Origin of the sequence: Coprothermobacter proteolyticus DSM 5265 (assembly GCF_000020945.1) — a bacterium.
Lineage (GTDB): Bacteria > Coprothermobacterota > Coprothermobacteria > Coprothermobacterales > Coprothermobacteraceae > Coprothermobacter > Coprothermobacter proteolyticus.
In genome coordinates this window covers 33,507-47,788 of the sequence record NC_011295.1, presented here as the reverse complement: position 1 = coordinate 47,788, position 14,282 = coordinate 33,507, and the positions used below count along the sequence as shown (strand labels likewise).

Sequence of the window (14,282 nt, the reverse complement as noted above, 5' to 3'; positions counted from 1 at the left end):
TTAGGTAGGCTGCACTAGGTAAGTGTGAGGATGGTTTTTGTTTCTCTATTCCACTGTGTCCTTCAAGCTGTTAAGGTACTCCATATCCTCAGGTGAGATTTCAAAATCCACGTCAGCATTTTCTTTTATGCGGCTTGGAGTAGTAGATTTTGGCAGCGGAAGAGCGTTTCTCTGGATGACATACCTGATGCAAATCTGCGCCACTGTTTTGTTGTATTTGTCAGCAATCTTCTTTATGGTGTCGTTTTCAATGAGCCTGCCTGTGGCTAAAGGTGAATACGCCTCAACCAGAATGCCGTTTTGCTGGCAGAACTGGGTAATTTCTTCTTGCGTGTTTCCTATGAAAAACCTTATTTGGTTTACCATGGGTTTTACGCTGCAGTTGTCCATGAGCACTTGAAGATATTCCACATCAAAGTTGGAGACACCTATGGCACGTATGCGTCCACTCTTGTACAGTTCTTCCATGGCGTGCCACACTTCTATGTTTTCTTTTTTGTAGTCTTTACCTTTTTCGTTCCAAGGCCATGGCCAGTGAATTAGGTACAAATCTAAATAATCCATGTTCAGGTTTCTAAGGGTCCTTTCAAAATAATCCAAAGTTCCATCATAGGTCTTTACATCAGCAGGCAGCTTGGAAGTAACAAAAATCTGGTCCCGCGGGATGCCAGATTCTCTTATGGCCTTTCCTACGCTTTCTTCATTACCATAGACATAAGCTGTATCCACGTGCCTGTAGCCAACTTCCAAAGCGTATGAAACTGAGTTGTAAGCCACTTCTCCATTAGGTATCTGCCACGTCCCAAAACCGATTTTTGGGATTTTTACCCCATTATGTAGCACATACGTTTCTGTAAGTACACTCATAATGTCAACCTCCCTACAAACTTTAGCTACTCTAATAGTAACACTTAAAAATATTCTTTGAACAAAGACAAAGAAACTTTTTGTTTTTCATAAAAAGAAGGCTACAGACTTCTTCCTTTTTGCATTAGAAGAGCTTAATCCACGGCCTTCTTTAGTGGCTTACTTGAAGGGACAGCCACTTACTTAATCACTGCGGCCGTATGAGAAATCTATGCTTTCCCCTTATTAAGCAAGAACTCTATGACTCTTTTGTCAACGAAGTTGCCTTCGCACAAACGTTCCTCAAAGTTTTCAAATTCGCAGAAGTTTTTATATGCGTTCTTCGTCTTTTCATCGAAAGCGCCGCTAACAGGTCCATCATAATAACCCAGGTTCCTCAGAGCTTCCTGCATACTCGAAACTATTTCTGGCGTCACCTTCACTTTCTCTCCCTCGGTAGTCTTGCTGAAATACATGTTGTAGAGATCAAGTAGCCTGATGAGTTCCTTTATGGGGTCAGGATGATCGTCCACCCTAAGGTCTATGTATCGATCGTTGTACCCTCCATAACTACCTTTTTCTTTGACTACGAGAAGCGCCGCTGATTGTCGACCCCTCCTGTCTCCCCCAGCATCCTGAGCAGCGTCCAATGCAGTTACCAGTCTTTTTGCCAAGGGCCCTTCTGTACTCAAAAACGTTTCCTTAAGAGCATTCACAGTGGCCTCACTCACCAGAATGTTACCTTGGCATGCAAAATCCTGTCCAGCTATGCCCCCTGCCCAAGGGAAGCAATTTTCACCTGTGTAAGTAACAGAATTACCATTTGCATCGACAATGCCTACTTGGCGGTCTTCTCTGCCATCATCCAGCGCCAGCAGTGCATCTAAAACAGCTTGAGGAGAGTAACCCTTCTTAAGTAGCTTTAGTCCAAGTTCACCGTAATCGAGATTTGCAGCAGCCTGTGTAGCTATGGCTCCAACGCCAGCTTTAGCCCATGGGACTACTGCTCCAACAGCTAAAAACTTTGACTGCACTGCAATGCCCAGTTCACCTGTTTTGGGATCTCTCGCCACAATGGAAAAGGTAGAAATATTCCTCATTTGACTCACAACACTCTTCATTAATACCCGACCTTCTTTCTGTTTTTATGGTTTCTCTCTTTTGAGCGAATTGGTGTAGAGTGTGTAGATTATGCCTGCCATTAATACAAGAGCAACGACGCTACCTGCTGCTCCGAGCCAGCCCTCGGCGAACTTCCGCAGGAGGTACTCATAGGCCCGGCCCAGGATATCCGGCTCTACGTCCTTCAGTCCCAGACGGTACTTGCTAAGTACTTGGATTAGCTCAGCCAGCGGAGGGTCGTCAATTATACGCTGCCCTGCTGCGGTAGCATTGAAGTCTACTACGTCTATAACCCCATGAAGTTTCGGGTTCTCGCGGGCCACGGCGCGCATCACATCGGTAAGATACTCTCCGAGGCCGGTAGTCTTTTGCCGAATTACATCCCACCTAGCCTCCGGCGGGAGGTAAAACCGCACTAAAGGCTGTCCGTGTTGATGTGCCTCCTCCACCAACTTCCAGGCCACATCGGTGCTTCCGAATTCTTCGGCAAGGTGGTTTACTTCATCCTCGAAGACGTCCGAGAGTCGTTTGAGAAATATTAACGGCAGAATGTAATCTTTGAACTTAGGTGCATCTACTGGCCCACGGATCTTACAAGCGGCCTCCCACAGCCAATTTTCAAGAGTTGGTAAGTCCAGCGTGTTTGTAGCCATAGCTCAACCTCCTCACATAAATAGCTCTTAAAATACAGTGGAAACATGCCTCAATCATTAGGCTTTTCTATAGGTAGAACTTCATCATAGATCAGAGGCAACATTACCCTCTCCTTATCCTGCTGCTCTTATCACTAGTTTCTAATTCTAAAGTAAACAGCTTGCTCAATCTGTCGGAAAAGATAGCTAATTAAGGACAAGAGATCCAAGGCGTCCTCTCGGGTAATAGTCCAATCTAAAGCAGGCTCGTGACTGGCTGGATTGCGGATGGCTCGCATTAAGCCGATGCACAGATGCATTACTCCTTCCTGCTCGTTGCGTTCGCTCTCAGTTCGCTGGCTGTTCAACTTAAGCGGGCCATTGTTAAGGTTCAGGGCCGCACTCATTAATTCTGCCCCGTGTTTATTTATACCAGACTTTTCACGTACAAACTTTTCCAAAGCCTTACAACATTCCAGAACGGCATGGAAGTAATATCCTTCGAGAAAAAGCTGACGAGCGTGTTTTCGAATCTCAGGGTGAAACCCGCGCTCATCGAAACGGCGACCTTCGAGTAGTCGGGTGGTTAGCGCAGTTTCTGTTTCACTGGTCCTTCGGACTTTGCCATCTTCTCCAACGAATAGGTCATAGAACCTCAAAATTTCATTCACCTTTTCCAAAACCTGCTGTTGTACCTGAGGTTTACCAATGAACTCTTCTGGATTACACAGTGCCTCAATTACCTTTAACACATTATAAGGGCCGTAGTGTTGCTGATGAACCTGCTGCAGGGCTTGGTAGACAAACCACCGCTTCGTCGATCCATCGTGCCGGATCTCTGGAAAACCTGCTTTGCGAAAGAGTTCTGTAATTCCTGAACCGGTATGATAATCAGCAACAATATCAGCTAGTTTCTCCAGTGCGGAAAGCGAAAATAGTTTGAGGGTTTTATTTTCGTCGCTTGTTCCCATTTCTCTTCTCCTCTCTTCTATTTCAGCTACCTAACTCGCTTCCTCTACATTCTCTGTTTATGAAAATTTCTACTCCGTCCATTCAAATTCCTATTTAGTTCTGTGTTAATAATTAAGAATGCAGGGTTACGGCTTACACACCTTACACGGCTCATACCCCGCCTTTATTGCTTCGTCACGCGACTTGAAGTATACTCTGTTCCCCGGCGCTATCTTTTCTGTCCACTGGCAGTCAGGGAGATGAAACTTCTTGCTGTTCTTATTGCCGATGTAAGAAGCTGACACTGCTTGAGAAAACGCAGGCTTTTCTTCTTTTACCTCCAACCCCCAGAGGCCTGCACTCTTCTCCATTGCCTCCTGCTGGTATTTCCTGAAATACTCAGCATACTTCACATTCGGCGGTACTGTCATGACCTGAGCATAGCCTTCCAGCAGGAGCACGGCGTTGAACATCTTTGTCCTTATCTCTTCGTCGCTTTCCTTTGTTGGCGGTGAAAGCCACACGTACGCTAAGAGTCTACCGTATTTGTCCCTCTCCTGCACGTCAAGCTCAAGCCACACGTCTTTGTTAAGAAGCTTCGACTTCGTGTAGGCCGTGGCCTCTTTCCCATAAGGCTCAACCTTTGTCGTGCTTTCAGGCGTGTCTACACCTATGAACCGGACTTTTTCTTCTTTGTCGCTTTCAAGTTTAACATATACGGTGTCGCCGTCAACCGCTTTGGTCACTTTGGCTTTTATAAGTTCTATCCCTTCTTCGGCTTTTTCGTTTTCCGTTGATGTCACCTGCTCAATCTTATCGCCCGCAGCGGGTTTCTCTACCGTCGGCTGTTGTTCCTGCTTAGGTTGTTTGGAGCCCGAGGAAGATACGGCTTCGACGTGTTGCGCGTTACTTGCTGCTTCTGCTGTTTTGCCCGCTGCAGGAGGAGTTGGAGCTGCCTCATTCCCGCAGGCAGCTAGCAGCCCTGCAATCAGTATTAGCATCACGGAAACGGCAATAAGCTTCTTCATATCAAAAACACCTCGCACGCAGGAGGATAATAACTTTTAATATCCAAAAAACATGGATTAGCAAAACGGCCGTATATGCCAAAAGGGCTGCTTTTATGAGTTTCCTTATCATCCTTCCCGGCAAATACTTGCTAGAGTTTATCAAAACAATTATAACGGCCAAAATAAAAGTTGGTATTGCAATCTTCGCCAATACCAGCAAGGGAAAATCGGATACTACGCCCCGCATTAGCGGGTTCCACTCCTCTATATATCCAGCTGAAACCGTATGTTCATTGCGCCCATTTTCTTGGCGTTTTCGAGTTCCACTCCTCTATATATCCAGCTGAAACCCCTATGTGCGTTACTATGCCATCAAAGGCGTTCAGCAAAATCAGCAGCTTTAAATGCTTAATTATCTCCTTTTTCATGGCTAAAAAGCATCATCGTCGGGCGACGAAGGAGAAAGAGCAAGAAGTTCTGCAGTTTCTTCGGGAGATATTTCTTCCACGTTCCGGAGTTTTCTGTCGATGGTACGAGTCTTCCTAGATGCGTCTTCTATAACGTTCTGAGCTTCCTGGAGCTTCTTGTTCACCTTCTCCAGCAGGTCGCCGAATTTGCCTACTTCAGTCTTGACCGCCCCAAGCAGCTTCCACACTTCTTCCGCTTTCTTCTCTATGGCGAAAATCTTGAACCCCTGACGCAGGCTGTTCAATACTGCCGAAAGCGTAGTCGGCCCCGTTATCAGCACCCTGCACTCCCTTTGCAGTACTTCGATAAATCCGGGCTTCCTTAATGCCTCGGCAAAAAGGCTTTCGGCAGGAAGAAACATTATGGCAAAATCCGTTGTGTTTGGTGGGTCTATGTATTTGTCCCTTATATCCTTCGCACATTGTTTGAGGCGGTTCTCCAGTTCCTTCCTCAACCTCTCGCACTCCGCAGTGTCGCACCTTTCTTCCGCATCTATTAACCTTTCGAAGTCTTCCATCGGGAATTTGGCATCGATGGGAAGCCACATATAGCTCCCGTTACCGCCGTTTTCCACGGGAATCTTCACAGCGAACTCAACAACTTCCCTGCTGCCGGGCCTTACTATTACGTTCTTCTCATACTGGCCTGGCACCAGTATGTCTTCTATTATCGCCTCCAGCTGGTCTTCACCAAGGATCCCCCTGGTCTTTATGTTGGAAAGCACCTTCTTCAGGTCACCAACGTCGTTCACCAGGCTCTGGACTTCGCCAAGGCCGCTGTGGACCTGCTCCAGCCTCTCGCTCACTAACTTGAAGGATTCGGATATCCTGGCGTTGAGCGTTGACTGGAGCTTTTCGTCGACTGTCTGCCTCATCTGTTCGAGCTTGCTGCTGTTCTCGTCCTGGATTTCCTTCAGCTTTGCCTCTATCGTATCCCTCATCCTGTTTAGCCTTTCTTCGGTCTTGTCGGCAAGCGATGATACGGTGTCCGAAAAATTCTTTATTAGATTCTGCTGGGATATTCCCATCTCGCTTATATTTTTGGTTATCGTGCTGTTCATCTCGCTTATGTTCGTTGTAATCATATTGGCTAAGTTCGCCACAAGATTCGTCATCTCTTCCTTGCTCGATTTCATCCCATCCTTTATAAGACTTTCCAGCTGCTTCTGATTGTCCTCAAGCCCCGTTAGGAATTTTATTAGTTCCGGATCTTCTCTGCGCTTCGTTACCGCCACATATATAGCAATTTGCAAAAGTGCAATAATCACAAGAAAAATATATGGCAATAAAGACGTACCCTGCAATTTCAGTCCCCCCTATCGTTATTTCGTACTTTCTTAATTCTATGGCGAACAAAGTTTTCCTGCTTAGAAAGTTTATATGTTCAGAGAAAAAATAACCACTTTCATAGCAGAGAGGAGTTTCTATATAAATCCAAACAATAGCAAGGATGGCATGTTTCCCCTTTGTGAGTTTTTCTTTCCTAATTGTAAATTTGCCCCAGATTACTGAAAAGTTCTTCTTCATTACTCCTTATAGGAACGATAAAAACTAAACTATGATGTTTATTGCACTCTGCAAATATCAGAAGCTGTTTTCCTTCCTTATAGGAACGATAAAAACGATGAACGAATTGCAGGTTTTCCAAAATTGTAATGTGCCATAGTTTCGTTCAATAGCTTTTTTCTTGGCAGGTTATCCCAGGGCAACGAAGAAATGTCAAAAAGTAAAGAAACGTAATTAGAAAGCTGATCCAAAACGACCAAAGGCATGGAACCATTGCAGGATGATAAAGGCAGCGATAAAACTTTAAAAGCTTCCTAATTCATTTCCATACTCTCTCCAATTTAAAAATTTCTTGAATATAACCCATAACGGATATAGGTGAATGAATAATCTGATAAAAAAGCAAATAAAATGTATACCCAATTCTATTTCGGCGAACTCGCAATCCTAGTGCATCAAATATATTTTTTTGAAAAGAATACATAATTACAGTCACTAATACATTCAAAGGTAAAACTAACAGTGTATAGGGACCTACAATGTAATATTTCCCAAAGAACGCCAATACAAGTCCTGGTATCCAAAATATAGTGAATGCTAGATCTATTAATGGTATCAAAATATCTATTCCCAGCAAAAAGATGGCCAAAAACCTCTCCTGTTTCCACGGCCCCGCTTTTTTTAAACCTTCAAGCATCCCTCTAGTCCATCGACTCCTCTGCCTCGTAAAGTGTTTAAATCTATTTGGAACTTCTGTAAAAGCTATAGCTAAGGGTTCAAAGAAGACCCTATATCCTTTTTCGAAAAATTTCCATGTCAACACAATGTCCTCACCTATCACATCATCCCAACCGCCTACTTCTCTTACCACATCTGTCTTGTATAGACTAAAGGCCCCTTGTGCAACAAGAGTTCCCTGATATAGTCCTTGCATTCTTTTCAGAGAAGCTATGCCCAAAAAGTAGTCCCATTCCTGCATCCTAGTCAGTATGTTGTCTCTGCTATTTCTCGCAAGTACGTGTCCCGCTACAGCACAGACATCTGAAGGCGAACTTAATATTCTTGCCACTATATTATTCACAGCTTTTTTATGTAGTAGTGTATCAGCATCCAAAGTCATAAAATATTCAGTTTTTATAGCTTTTAGGCCAGTGTTCAGAGCATAGCTTTTCCCAGCTTTAGGCTCGAACAGGAATGTACAGTTTAATCCGTACTCATTTGCTGCTTTTTGGGCAGCCTCTAACGTCCCGTCAGTAGAATTATTATCTACGATAATTACGTCTATTTTCCCATTGTAATCCTGATTTGCTATATATTTCAGAGTATTTCTAATTTTCGCTGCTTCATTCCTTGCCGCTATTAGAATTGTTACATGCAAATCAGGGTTCTTCTCTTTGAATGGAGGCTGTCTATCCAAAAGCAGGCTGACTGCAACAAAAGCTACAAGATATCCAGGAATATATGCTATAAAAGCTATTATAAATACAGCCAAAGGTAGCCCAACAACACTGCTTAAATCTTTCAGCCAGGGTATAGATATTCTAATTGAAAATATCATCCAGGTAAATGCAATTGACTGTGCGATAAAAAATTTGTAAATAACGGGGATATATACAGTTTTATAGCTGGGAGGTAATTTTGTTTCGGTATTTAGTCTTGTTTCCATGGACTTGCCTCCCTCAGGAGTAGATTCGCCAGTTTATCGGATATCCCATAAAATCCTGAGATATTCCTTGCGCCGCCGCTTGCCTCAACACTGGTCAGAAGAATATCCTCTAGCTGTTCCACCAGGCAATCATCCTTAACCGAAACCGATACATATCGCATCCCTCCGGGCACTTGCTTTCCCGCCAAAAGCGCCGCTCTGAAATTGCTGACGCTGATCACCCAGTACACGTCCGCATATTCTGGCAGTTCGTCAAATACTACGTAGTGTGCCGTAGGGATGCTGCATGGTTTTTCGCTGAGCAGGTTATCGTCAACTTCCACGCCGCACATCGAGCAAATCGCCCTGCCTTCTTGGAGAATAACCCCCCCCGTGATAGTAAAGCTTTTTCATTGGTCATTCCTCCTTTTCCGTTAGTAATTTGTAAACTTCTCTCACGATTCCTTCTACACCACTTGCCCGCGAAAAGGCGATAGGCTTTCCGGTGTCCGCAACATATTCCTTGGCCGCCCACATAACCTCATGCGAGCAAAGTCGTGTAAGCACAACAAGTATATCGCTTTCCCTGGCAAGCCTTTGAGCATCTACATCCCATTTATCTCCCTCATAGAATGCTATAACCGGCCCTTTGTCATAATTTTACCCTACACGCCCGTATACAGCAACATTCTTATTTCTTATTCGTCCTAATACATCTTCTTCAATGTCTTGAGTTTTCCCTACCGCTTCAACCGCTTCATCATTTCTTTCTTCATACTCGCCTTCGATATCTTGCACTTCTTTAATGCCCAGCTCTTCGAGCTGCCGCCTTAACTTTGTGTTCTCTTCCCTTAGCTCGCTGATTAGCGTCTTTAGCCTTTTTATTCTTAAAACATCGTCGATGTTCCTGGTAGCGGATTGACTGTTATTTTTGAGTTGCTCGATTTCTTTTCTAAGAACGTGCAGTTCTTCACTCAACCTTGCTTTTTCTGCGTGCTCTTCAAAAAGTTGTTTTGCGAGATTTTCGGCCCTGCGGCGTTGCCTTGTCAGTTCGTCCCCCAATTGTTTTATCCTCTCCCATAGTACTGCCTGCGGTCCCGACGATTTCTTTGGTATGACCGCTGCCAGTTTTTCGGTCCTGTATCGCTCCAATTCTTCCGGCAGGGGAAGATTCAACAAAAGCCAGGTAATCCTTTCCCTGCCGTACACCCTTACGTATTCTTCTATCGGCCATGTGTCGATGGGCACCTAGAGCAGCTCGAAATAGACAAGATGTGAATTAGCCGTGCGCCAGAACCTTTCTTTCTCTTCCTGCGTTATGAATCTTTTTTCCGCATCTTTGCGGTATGCTGCAGGACCGGAGTTTGCTCCTATACCTATGCCTAGCTCCTTATAAGCCTTTCTCCACTCGATGTCTGCCAGCCATTTTAGCGCTTCATTCCACCTCTCGACTGCCCACCGGCAGTATTCATCCCAGAATTTTCCTTCCCTTTCCGAAAAGAAATCCTTGAGTTTTGCAAGTCCGCGTTCCAGCTCGGCCTGTTCTTCAGGGGAGCGGACGTGTGCATAGGGGACACTTCCGCCTACTATGGGCAAGTCTTCGGTGCCGATGGCAATTCGTTGGAATGTGACGTTTCTTGTGGCGTCATGCGCCAGAGCGTATTCGGGCCAGTCTTCTCCCCCGCATTGTGGACACCTGATCGGCATCACCGGTATATTTAGATTACCCAGCTTTTGATCCGCCTCGTCTATTGAGTTAATGGTACCGTAATCATGGACAAGCACGGCTATTCGTTTTTTGCACTTTCGGCAAAACCGTTCGAAATAAAGCTGAAGGTGCAGCACTGAGTAATCCCCCTCACAAGTGAAGTTTGCTTATCTTTTCGACAGCCTCTTCCTGTTCCGCATAGTCCGGCTTAAGATACACTGCCGTGGTATTGAGGTTAGCGTGTCCGAGGATCTGTTGGACTGTTACGATGTCGGCACCGGACTGCAACAGTCGCCTCGCAAAGGTATGCCTTAGCTGGTGTGGCGACACCTCTACCCCTGCATCCCTCGCATATCTCTTTATTATTCTGAATACCCCCGAAGGCGTCAGCGGCCCTCTTTCGCCGAGGAATAAACGCTCGTTATTTTCATCCGCTCTGGATTTGAGGTATTCATTGAGGGCTTTTCTTGCGTCGCTGTTCAAGGGCACCTCTCGATATTTTTGGCCCTTGCCGTACCTCACGATGAGCTTGCCCTTCCGCTCGGAAATCTGGACGTCCGAAAGCTTCAGCGAACACAGTTCCGATACCCTTATACCCGTATTTGCGAGCACTTCAAATATCGCTATATCCCTTTCATTCCCTTCTTTATAAAAACTTCTACGCAAACGGAGAAATTCCTTTTCTGACAAACTTCTCGGTGGCAGCGTAACGGATGCTGGAGCTTCTACCTCTTTAGCCGGGTTCTTCGATATGATATCCTGCTTAACGGTCCAGTCGAGGAATTTTCGGATTGCCTCTAGCTTTCTTTTTATCGAAGATGGTTTTAACTGCCTTATGTTAATCAGGTAACTCCTGTAGCTTCTGACATCTATTTCGGTTATTTTGCCGGGGGAAAATTGTTCCCCTGTAGACTCCTCGAACCACTTTTGGAACTGCATCAGGTCTGATATGTAATTTTTTATAGTATGCGGGCTTTTCCCCTTCTTTACCAAGTATTCATGGTACAATTCTAGCATAAAAAGCACCCCAAAAAAGTTATATTGCGAATTTCGCAGGGGATAATTGGGGTTGTTTTGGCATTTATTATACCAAAAATGAATAAAACTTGCAGTATAACTGCACTTATATTGCGAGATTATATTGCAAATAAACAGCCCAGACCTATCATTCCCTGGGCAATTGCTTTCTTACGGGTTACATACCTTGCACGGCTCATAACCCGCTTTTTGAGCTTCTTCTTCGGAATCAAACCATATCCTGTTCTCCGGTTTAATTTGCTCAACCCGGCAGGTTGGCAGGTGATATTTATTGCTTTCTATGCTCCCCACATATTTTTTGGGCTGTAATGGTTTTTGTATTACCATCCCAAGAAATTATAGCACCCAGCGCTTCAAAAATGCCTCTTAAAGGAACCAAAGTCCTTCCATCGACGACAACGGGATTTGCGTCAATTTTGAGTTCAGTTCCATCAATGATAATTTTGGGGGCAGCAGCCAATACTGGCAGTTGAAGAGATAAGAGAAAGAAAAAAATTACTATTGCCGTAATCGCATATTTTGATGCTCTATCTCTCATTTATAACGCATCCCTATTATAAATTTGTTTCAGAAATATCCCAATCGACATGTTAATAATTTTTGACTTGGAAATTCCGTATTTCGTACTTAACTCGGTAATTTTTTTTGCTTGTAATTCATTTAAATTTACCGTTCGCCAACATGCTAATTTATCATTTTCCTCCTTTTTTTCTCTTAGTTGCTTAATTTGCTTTTCATCAAAAATCACATAATTCAGTGCCATCCTTATTACTTCCGACATGGTTGTCCTCATATCTTTCGATGCTTTTAAAAGCAACTCATAAAGCCTCTCTGTCAACCCAAATCCGGTATTATATGGTAGAGGTTCTCCCGGACTAGCCGGTATCAGATTTTGCTTTATCACTAACATATTTTTCATGTGGCAATTTGACCAACTATCTCCATGGCTGGAAGGCCGCCAAAAGAGGAGGAGGTGGTAAATGCGGTAAAGCAAGGGAAAGTTGCTTTTGGATTCACAAACGACCACATTGATCGAGCAGTACCAATGATTGTGAACGCAATACTAAAGGAAAAGGGGGAAGTATAGATGAACATAGTCATAATAGCAGCTATAGGTGCTTTGGCTGCTCTATTAGCACAAAGAGGCATAGCTGTTTTCAACGATGGGCTTAGACCTATCATGCCGGAGTACCTAGAAGGAAGGATGACGAAAGCTGAGCTTGCTGCTACCAGTTTTGCTTTGAGTTTTGGTCTTGTTATTGGCTTCGGCATACCGGTTTCGATAGGGGCAGCCATACTGCTTGTACATAGCATATTGCTTGGGACTGATATTATCGGTACTTGGTCACCTAAGGGGAATACGGGTAGCCTTATAGCGGCTATCATAGGCGCACTGTACGGCGTCGGACTGCTACTTGGACTTCAATGGATAGTAAATGTGTTCAAATCTTTGCCAGTAAACGTCTTCGATGCCATGGGCGCTGTGGGAACACCAGTCACCCTTGCCTTTGCTGCTTTCCCTGCCTTAGCCGTGGCTTTGCAGCATGGCGTGAGCAAGGGAATCATCACCCTTTCCATATCGGCCCTTGTTAGAGTACTCATCGTTAGATTTAGCCCCTTTGTCATAGGTGGCGTTAGTATTTCTCTTAACCCTGATGGCATGGCCATGCTTGCTGGTATGATCGTTCTGCTCATCTACGCCGCACAGGAAAAGGCTACCGAAGGGACAGGCTTGGCAGCATTGTTTTCGGACAGAGTGGCAAGAATAAAGAGTAATGTGTGGGTATTGGGGTTGATGGGTGCTTTAGTTGCTGCAGCAACGGCCATGCACCTGCTAGCCGGGGATCCAATCTCTTTAAACCTGGTTAAAGCTGGAAACTACACTGATGCCGCTTTAGCTGCTTTAGCAAGAGCTATCGGTTTTGTTCCTCTGGTTGGAACTACTGCCATTGCAACAGGAGTATATGGTCCAGTGGGTATGACGTTCATTTTTGCTGCTGCTTTGTTTGTGAACAACCCAATTATTGCTGCTGTGTTAGGCTTCGTGATTATCTTTGCGGAGGTTTACCTTCTGGGTGCCATTGCTGGCTTCTTAGATAAATTTCCTGGTATAAGAAAGTCTGCAGACAACATAAGGTCGTCGATGAGCCAACTATTGGAAATAGCGTTGCTTGTTGGCGGGATTAATGCAGGTAATGCGATGCTACCAGGTTTGGGCATGCTCTTGGTAATAGGTATTTACTTGCTTAATGAAGCTGCTGGGCGGCCCATAGTGCACATGGCAGTGGGTCCAGTAGGAGCTATCATAGTAGGAATTCTTGTAAATATATTAGCTGTCATTGGTCTCTATATTCCACCCACAATATAAGGTGAGCACTAATGGAATCAGTCTTAGGTAACATTACCGCTCTTGGCAAGACTCTGGCACACGAGCACTTAACGATAAATCTTTCGTTTAATAAGAGTGATGATTCAAATCTGAATGATGACTTAGCCATGTTAGAGGATCTGAAAGATCTTAAAGCTGCGGGTGTTGATACCATCATAGATGTTACTAACATAGGTATGGGTAGAAACATTGAAAGAATGCGAAAACTGTCAATACAATCTGGTATGAATGTTATAGCCTCAACTGGTTATTACAAATCTCCTTATCTGCCTTCAGAAGTAGAACAGCTCTCAGTAGAACAGCTTTGTTCCATTATGGAGCTGGAAATAACCAAAGGTATAGACGGTACTGAGATAAAAGCCGCTCTTATAGGCGAAATAGGGACCAGCGACCAAATGACAGATTCTGAAAAGAAAGTGTTCGAAGCAGCAGCTCTTGCTCATCTCCGAACTGGAGTACCTATTTACACCCATACGACATTAGGAAAGCTTGGTATTGAACAAATTGAGTTTCTAATAAATAATGGTGTCAATCCGGCAAAGGTGGTTATAGGACACCTGGATTTGAATCCAGATATGGAATACTACAAGCGCGTGGCTGATTATGGTTGCTATATGGGTTTCGACACGGTTGGTAAGATAAGTTACCAACCAGATGAAATCAGAGCAAAGAATATTGCCGCCCTAGTTAAATTGGGTTTTGGAAATAGCATACTTCTATCACTGGATATTACGAGAAAATCACATTTAAAGTCCTACGGTGGTTACGGCCACGTGTACTTGTTTGAAAAGTTCATTCCAATGCTCTATGAGCAAGGTTTGACGTCGCAAGACGTTGATCGTTTACTTATTGACAACCCAAGTGCTTGGTTTCTGCAATAGCATACGATCTTGGTTGTTGCAACGATTCATGTTCGGAAACACTTTTTTAGCCGGCGCGAACAATATGCTTGCGTTTGCGTCGGCTCC

At 44.3% G+C, this 14,282-nt stretch carries 18 protein-coding genes and 3 pseudogenes; 3 read left to right on the top strand and 18 right to left on the bottom strand.

Features of this window, described 5'->3' with window-relative positions:
- Positions 1-45: 45 nt before the first annotated feature.
- The 18 genes and pseudogenes from COPRO5265_RS00235 to COPRO5265_RS00170 all read right to left on the bottom strand — a co-directional run bounded on the left by COPRO5265_RS00235 (position 46) and on the right by COPRO5265_RS00170 (position 11,844).
- On the bottom strand, positions 46-867 hold the full coding sequence (locus COPRO5265_RS00235) for an aldo/keto reductase (protein WP_012544402.1): 822 nt from the start codon (positions 865-867) through the stop codon (positions 46-48).
- Between the two features lie 209 nt (positions 868-1,076).
- Entirely contained in the window at positions 1,077-1,967 is an 891-nt protein-coding gene (locus tag COPRO5265_RS00230; RefSeq protein ID WP_012544389.1) for a DUF1028 domain-containing protein, read from the bottom strand.
- Between the two features lie 66 nt (positions 1,968-2,033).
- Positions 2,034-2,621 (bottom strand): annotated as a pseudogene (locus COPRO5265_RS00225) (type I restriction-modification system subunit M N-terminal domain-containing protein); the annotation flags it as partial.
- Between the two features lie 134 nt (positions 2,622-2,755).
- A complete protein-coding gene (locus COPRO5265_RS00220) occupies positions 2,756-3,571 on the bottom strand; it encodes a TIGR02391 family protein (RefSeq protein WP_012544876.1) in 816 nt (271 codons plus the stop codon).
- 126 nt (positions 3,572-3,697) lie between these two features.
- Entirely contained in the window at positions 3,698-4,579 is an 882-nt protein-coding gene (locus tag COPRO5265_RS00215) for a thermonuclease family protein (RefSeq protein WP_012544066.1), read from the bottom strand.
- A 1-nt stretch (position 4,580) separates the two neighbouring features.
- Positions 4,581-4,832, bottom strand: a pseudogene (locus COPRO5265_RS07675) (DUF5658 family protein); the annotation flags it as partial.
- A 19-nt stretch (positions 4,833-4,851) separates the two neighbouring features.
- Complete coding sequence (locus COPRO5265_RS07535) at positions 4,852-4,989, bottom strand: hypothetical protein (protein ID WP_012544064.1); 138 nt, start codon at positions 4,987-4,989, stop codon at positions 4,852-4,854.
- 2 nt (positions 4,990-4,991) lie between these two features.
- Positions 4,992-6,296: a DNA recombination protein RmuC gene (locus COPRO5265_RS00205; RefSeq protein ID WP_012544712.1), complete on the bottom strand. Its 1,305-nt coding sequence runs from the start codon at positions 6,294-6,296 to the stop codon at positions 4,992-4,994.
- Positions 6,205-6,555, bottom strand: a complete 351-nt coding sequence (locus COPRO5265_RS07525; RefSeq protein WP_143708062.1) for a hypothetical protein — start codon at positions 6,553-6,555, stop codon at positions 6,205-6,207. Before COPRO5265_RS07525 ends, COPRO5265_RS00205 begins: the two co-directional genes overlap by 92 nt.
- Positions 6,556-6,632: 77 nt before the next feature.
- Positions 6,633-6,841 (bottom strand): annotated as a pseudogene (locus COPRO5265_RS07700) (hypothetical protein); the annotation flags it as partial.
- A gap of 12 nt (positions 6,842-6,853) precedes the next feature.
- The gene (locus COPRO5265_RS00200) at positions 6,854-8,200 is read right to left on the bottom strand and encodes a glycosyltransferase family 2 protein (RefSeq protein ID WP_012543622.1); all 1,347 of its coding nucleotides are present in this window, start codon (positions 8,198-8,200) and stop codon (positions 6,854-6,856) included.
- Complete coding sequence (locus COPRO5265_RS00195) at positions 8,185-8,532, bottom strand: hypothetical protein (protein WP_041735494.1); 348 nt, start codon at positions 8,530-8,532, stop codon at positions 8,185-8,187. Before COPRO5265_RS00195 ends, COPRO5265_RS00200 begins: the two co-directional genes overlap by 16 nt.
- 307 nt (positions 8,533-8,839) lie before the next feature.
- Entirely contained in the window at positions 8,840-9,427 is a 588-nt protein-coding gene (locus COPRO5265_RS00190; RefSeq protein WP_041735493.1) for a GAS domain-containing protein, read from the bottom strand.
- Positions 9,428-10,024 (bottom strand): hypothetical protein, encoded by a 597-nt coding sequence (locus COPRO5265_RS00185; RefSeq protein ID WP_012543985.1) that lies wholly within the window; start codon positions 10,022-10,024, stop codon positions 9,428-9,430.
- A 13-nt stretch (positions 10,025-10,037) separates the two neighbouring features.
- Entirely contained in the window at positions 10,038-10,904 is an 867-nt protein-coding gene (locus COPRO5265_RS00180) for a tyrosine-type recombinase/integrase (RefSeq protein WP_012544727.1), read from the bottom strand.
- Positions 10,905-11,075: 171 nt separating this feature from the next.
- Complete coding sequence (locus COPRO5265_RS07670) at positions 11,076-11,252, bottom strand: Ada metal-binding domain-containing protein (protein WP_083760203.1); 177 nt, start codon at positions 11,250-11,252, stop codon at positions 11,076-11,078.
- Entirely contained in the window at positions 11,194-11,463 is a 270-nt protein-coding gene (locus tag COPRO5265_RS00175) for a copper amine oxidase N-terminal domain-containing protein (protein ID WP_012543836.1), read from the bottom strand. Before COPRO5265_RS00175 ends, COPRO5265_RS07670 begins: the two co-directional genes overlap by 59 nt.
- Complete coding sequence (locus tag COPRO5265_RS00170) at positions 11,464-11,844, bottom strand: hypothetical protein (protein ID WP_041735491.1); 381 nt, start codon at positions 11,842-11,844, stop codon at positions 11,464-11,466.
- Positions 11,845-11,868: 24 nt separating this feature from the next.
- On the opposite strand from COPRO5265_RS00170, the gene COPRO5265_RS07665 reads away from it, so the two are divergent.
- The 3 genes from COPRO5265_RS07665 to COPRO5265_RS00160 are packed head-to-tail and all read left to right on the top strand — an operon-like array spanning position 11,869 to position 14,195.
- Positions 11,869-12,012, top strand: a complete 144-nt coding sequence (locus COPRO5265_RS07665; RefSeq protein ID WP_143708061.1) for a DUF2620 family protein — start codon at positions 11,869-11,871, stop codon at positions 12,010-12,012.
- Positions 12,013-13,293, top strand: a complete 1,281-nt coding sequence (locus COPRO5265_RS00165) for a YhfT family protein (protein WP_012543742.1) — start codon at positions 12,013-12,015, stop codon at positions 13,291-13,293. It abuts the gene before it with no gap.
- A gap of 11 nt (positions 13,294-13,304) precedes the next feature.
- A complete protein-coding gene (locus COPRO5265_RS00160) occupies positions 13,305-14,195 on the top strand; it encodes a phosphotriesterase family protein (protein WP_012544400.1) in 891 nt (296 codons plus the stop codon).
- Positions 14,196-14,282: the final 87 nt, after the last annotated feature.

Bases quoted from the DNA above. Each gene is read 5' to 3' on its own strand.
- COPRO5265_RS00165 (WP_012543742.1), top strand. From the start codon at position 12,013: ATGAACATAGTCATAATAGCAGCTATAGGTGCTTTGGCTGCTCTATTA.
- COPRO5265_RS00180 (WP_012544727.1), bottom strand. From the start codon at position 10,904: ATGCTAGAATTGTACCATGAATACTTGGTAAAGAAGGGGAAAAGCCCG.
- COPRO5265_RS07665 (WP_143708061.1), top strand. From the start codon at position 11,869: ATGGCTGGAAGGCCGCCAAAAGAGGAGGAGGTGGTAAATGCGGTAAAG.
- COPRO5265_RS07535 (WP_012544064.1), bottom strand. From the start codon at position 4,989: ATGAAAAAGGAGATAATTAAGCATTTAAAGCTGCTGATTTTGCTGAAC.
- COPRO5265_RS00230 (WP_012544389.1), bottom strand. From the start codon at position 1,967: ATGAAGAGTGTTGTGAGTCAAATGAGGAATATTTCTACCTTTTCCATT.
- COPRO5265_RS00170 (WP_041735491.1), bottom strand. From the start codon at position 11,844: ATGAAAAATATGTTAGTGATAAAGCAAAATCTGATACCGGCTAGTCCG.
- COPRO5265_RS00235 (WP_012544402.1), bottom strand. From the start codon at position 867: ATGAGTGTACTTACAGAAACGTATGTGCTACATAATGGGGTAAAAATC.
- COPRO5265_RS00200 (WP_012543622.1), bottom strand. From the start codon at position 8,200: ATGGAAACAAGACTAAATACCGAAACAAAATTACCTCCCAGCTATAAA.
- COPRO5265_RS00220 (WP_012544876.1), bottom strand. From the start codon at position 3,571: ATGGGAACAAGCGACGAAAATAAAACCCTCAAACTATTTTCGCTTTCC.
- COPRO5265_RS00160 (WP_012544400.1), top strand. From the start codon at position 13,305: ATGGAATCAGTCTTAGGTAACATTACCGCTCTTGGCAAGACTCTGGCA.
- COPRO5265_RS00195 (WP_041735494.1), bottom strand. From the start codon at position 8,532: ATGTGCGGCGTGGAAGTTGACGATAACCTGCTCAGCGAAAAACCATGC.
- COPRO5265_RS00175 (WP_012543836.1), bottom strand. From the start codon at position 11,463: ATGAGAGATAGAGCATCAAAATATGCGATTACGGCAATAGTAATTTTT.
- COPRO5265_RS00215 (WP_012544066.1), bottom strand. From the start codon at position 4,579: ATGAAGAAGCTTATTGCCGTTTCCGTGATGCTAATACTGATTGCAGGG.
- COPRO5265_RS07525 (WP_143708062.1), bottom strand. From the start codon at position 6,555: ATGAAGAAGAACTTTTCAGTAATCTGGGGCAAATTTACAATTAGGAAA.
- COPRO5265_RS07670 (WP_083760203.1), bottom strand. From the start codon at position 11,252: ATGGTAATACAAAAACCATTACAGCCCAAAAAATATGTGGGGAGCATA.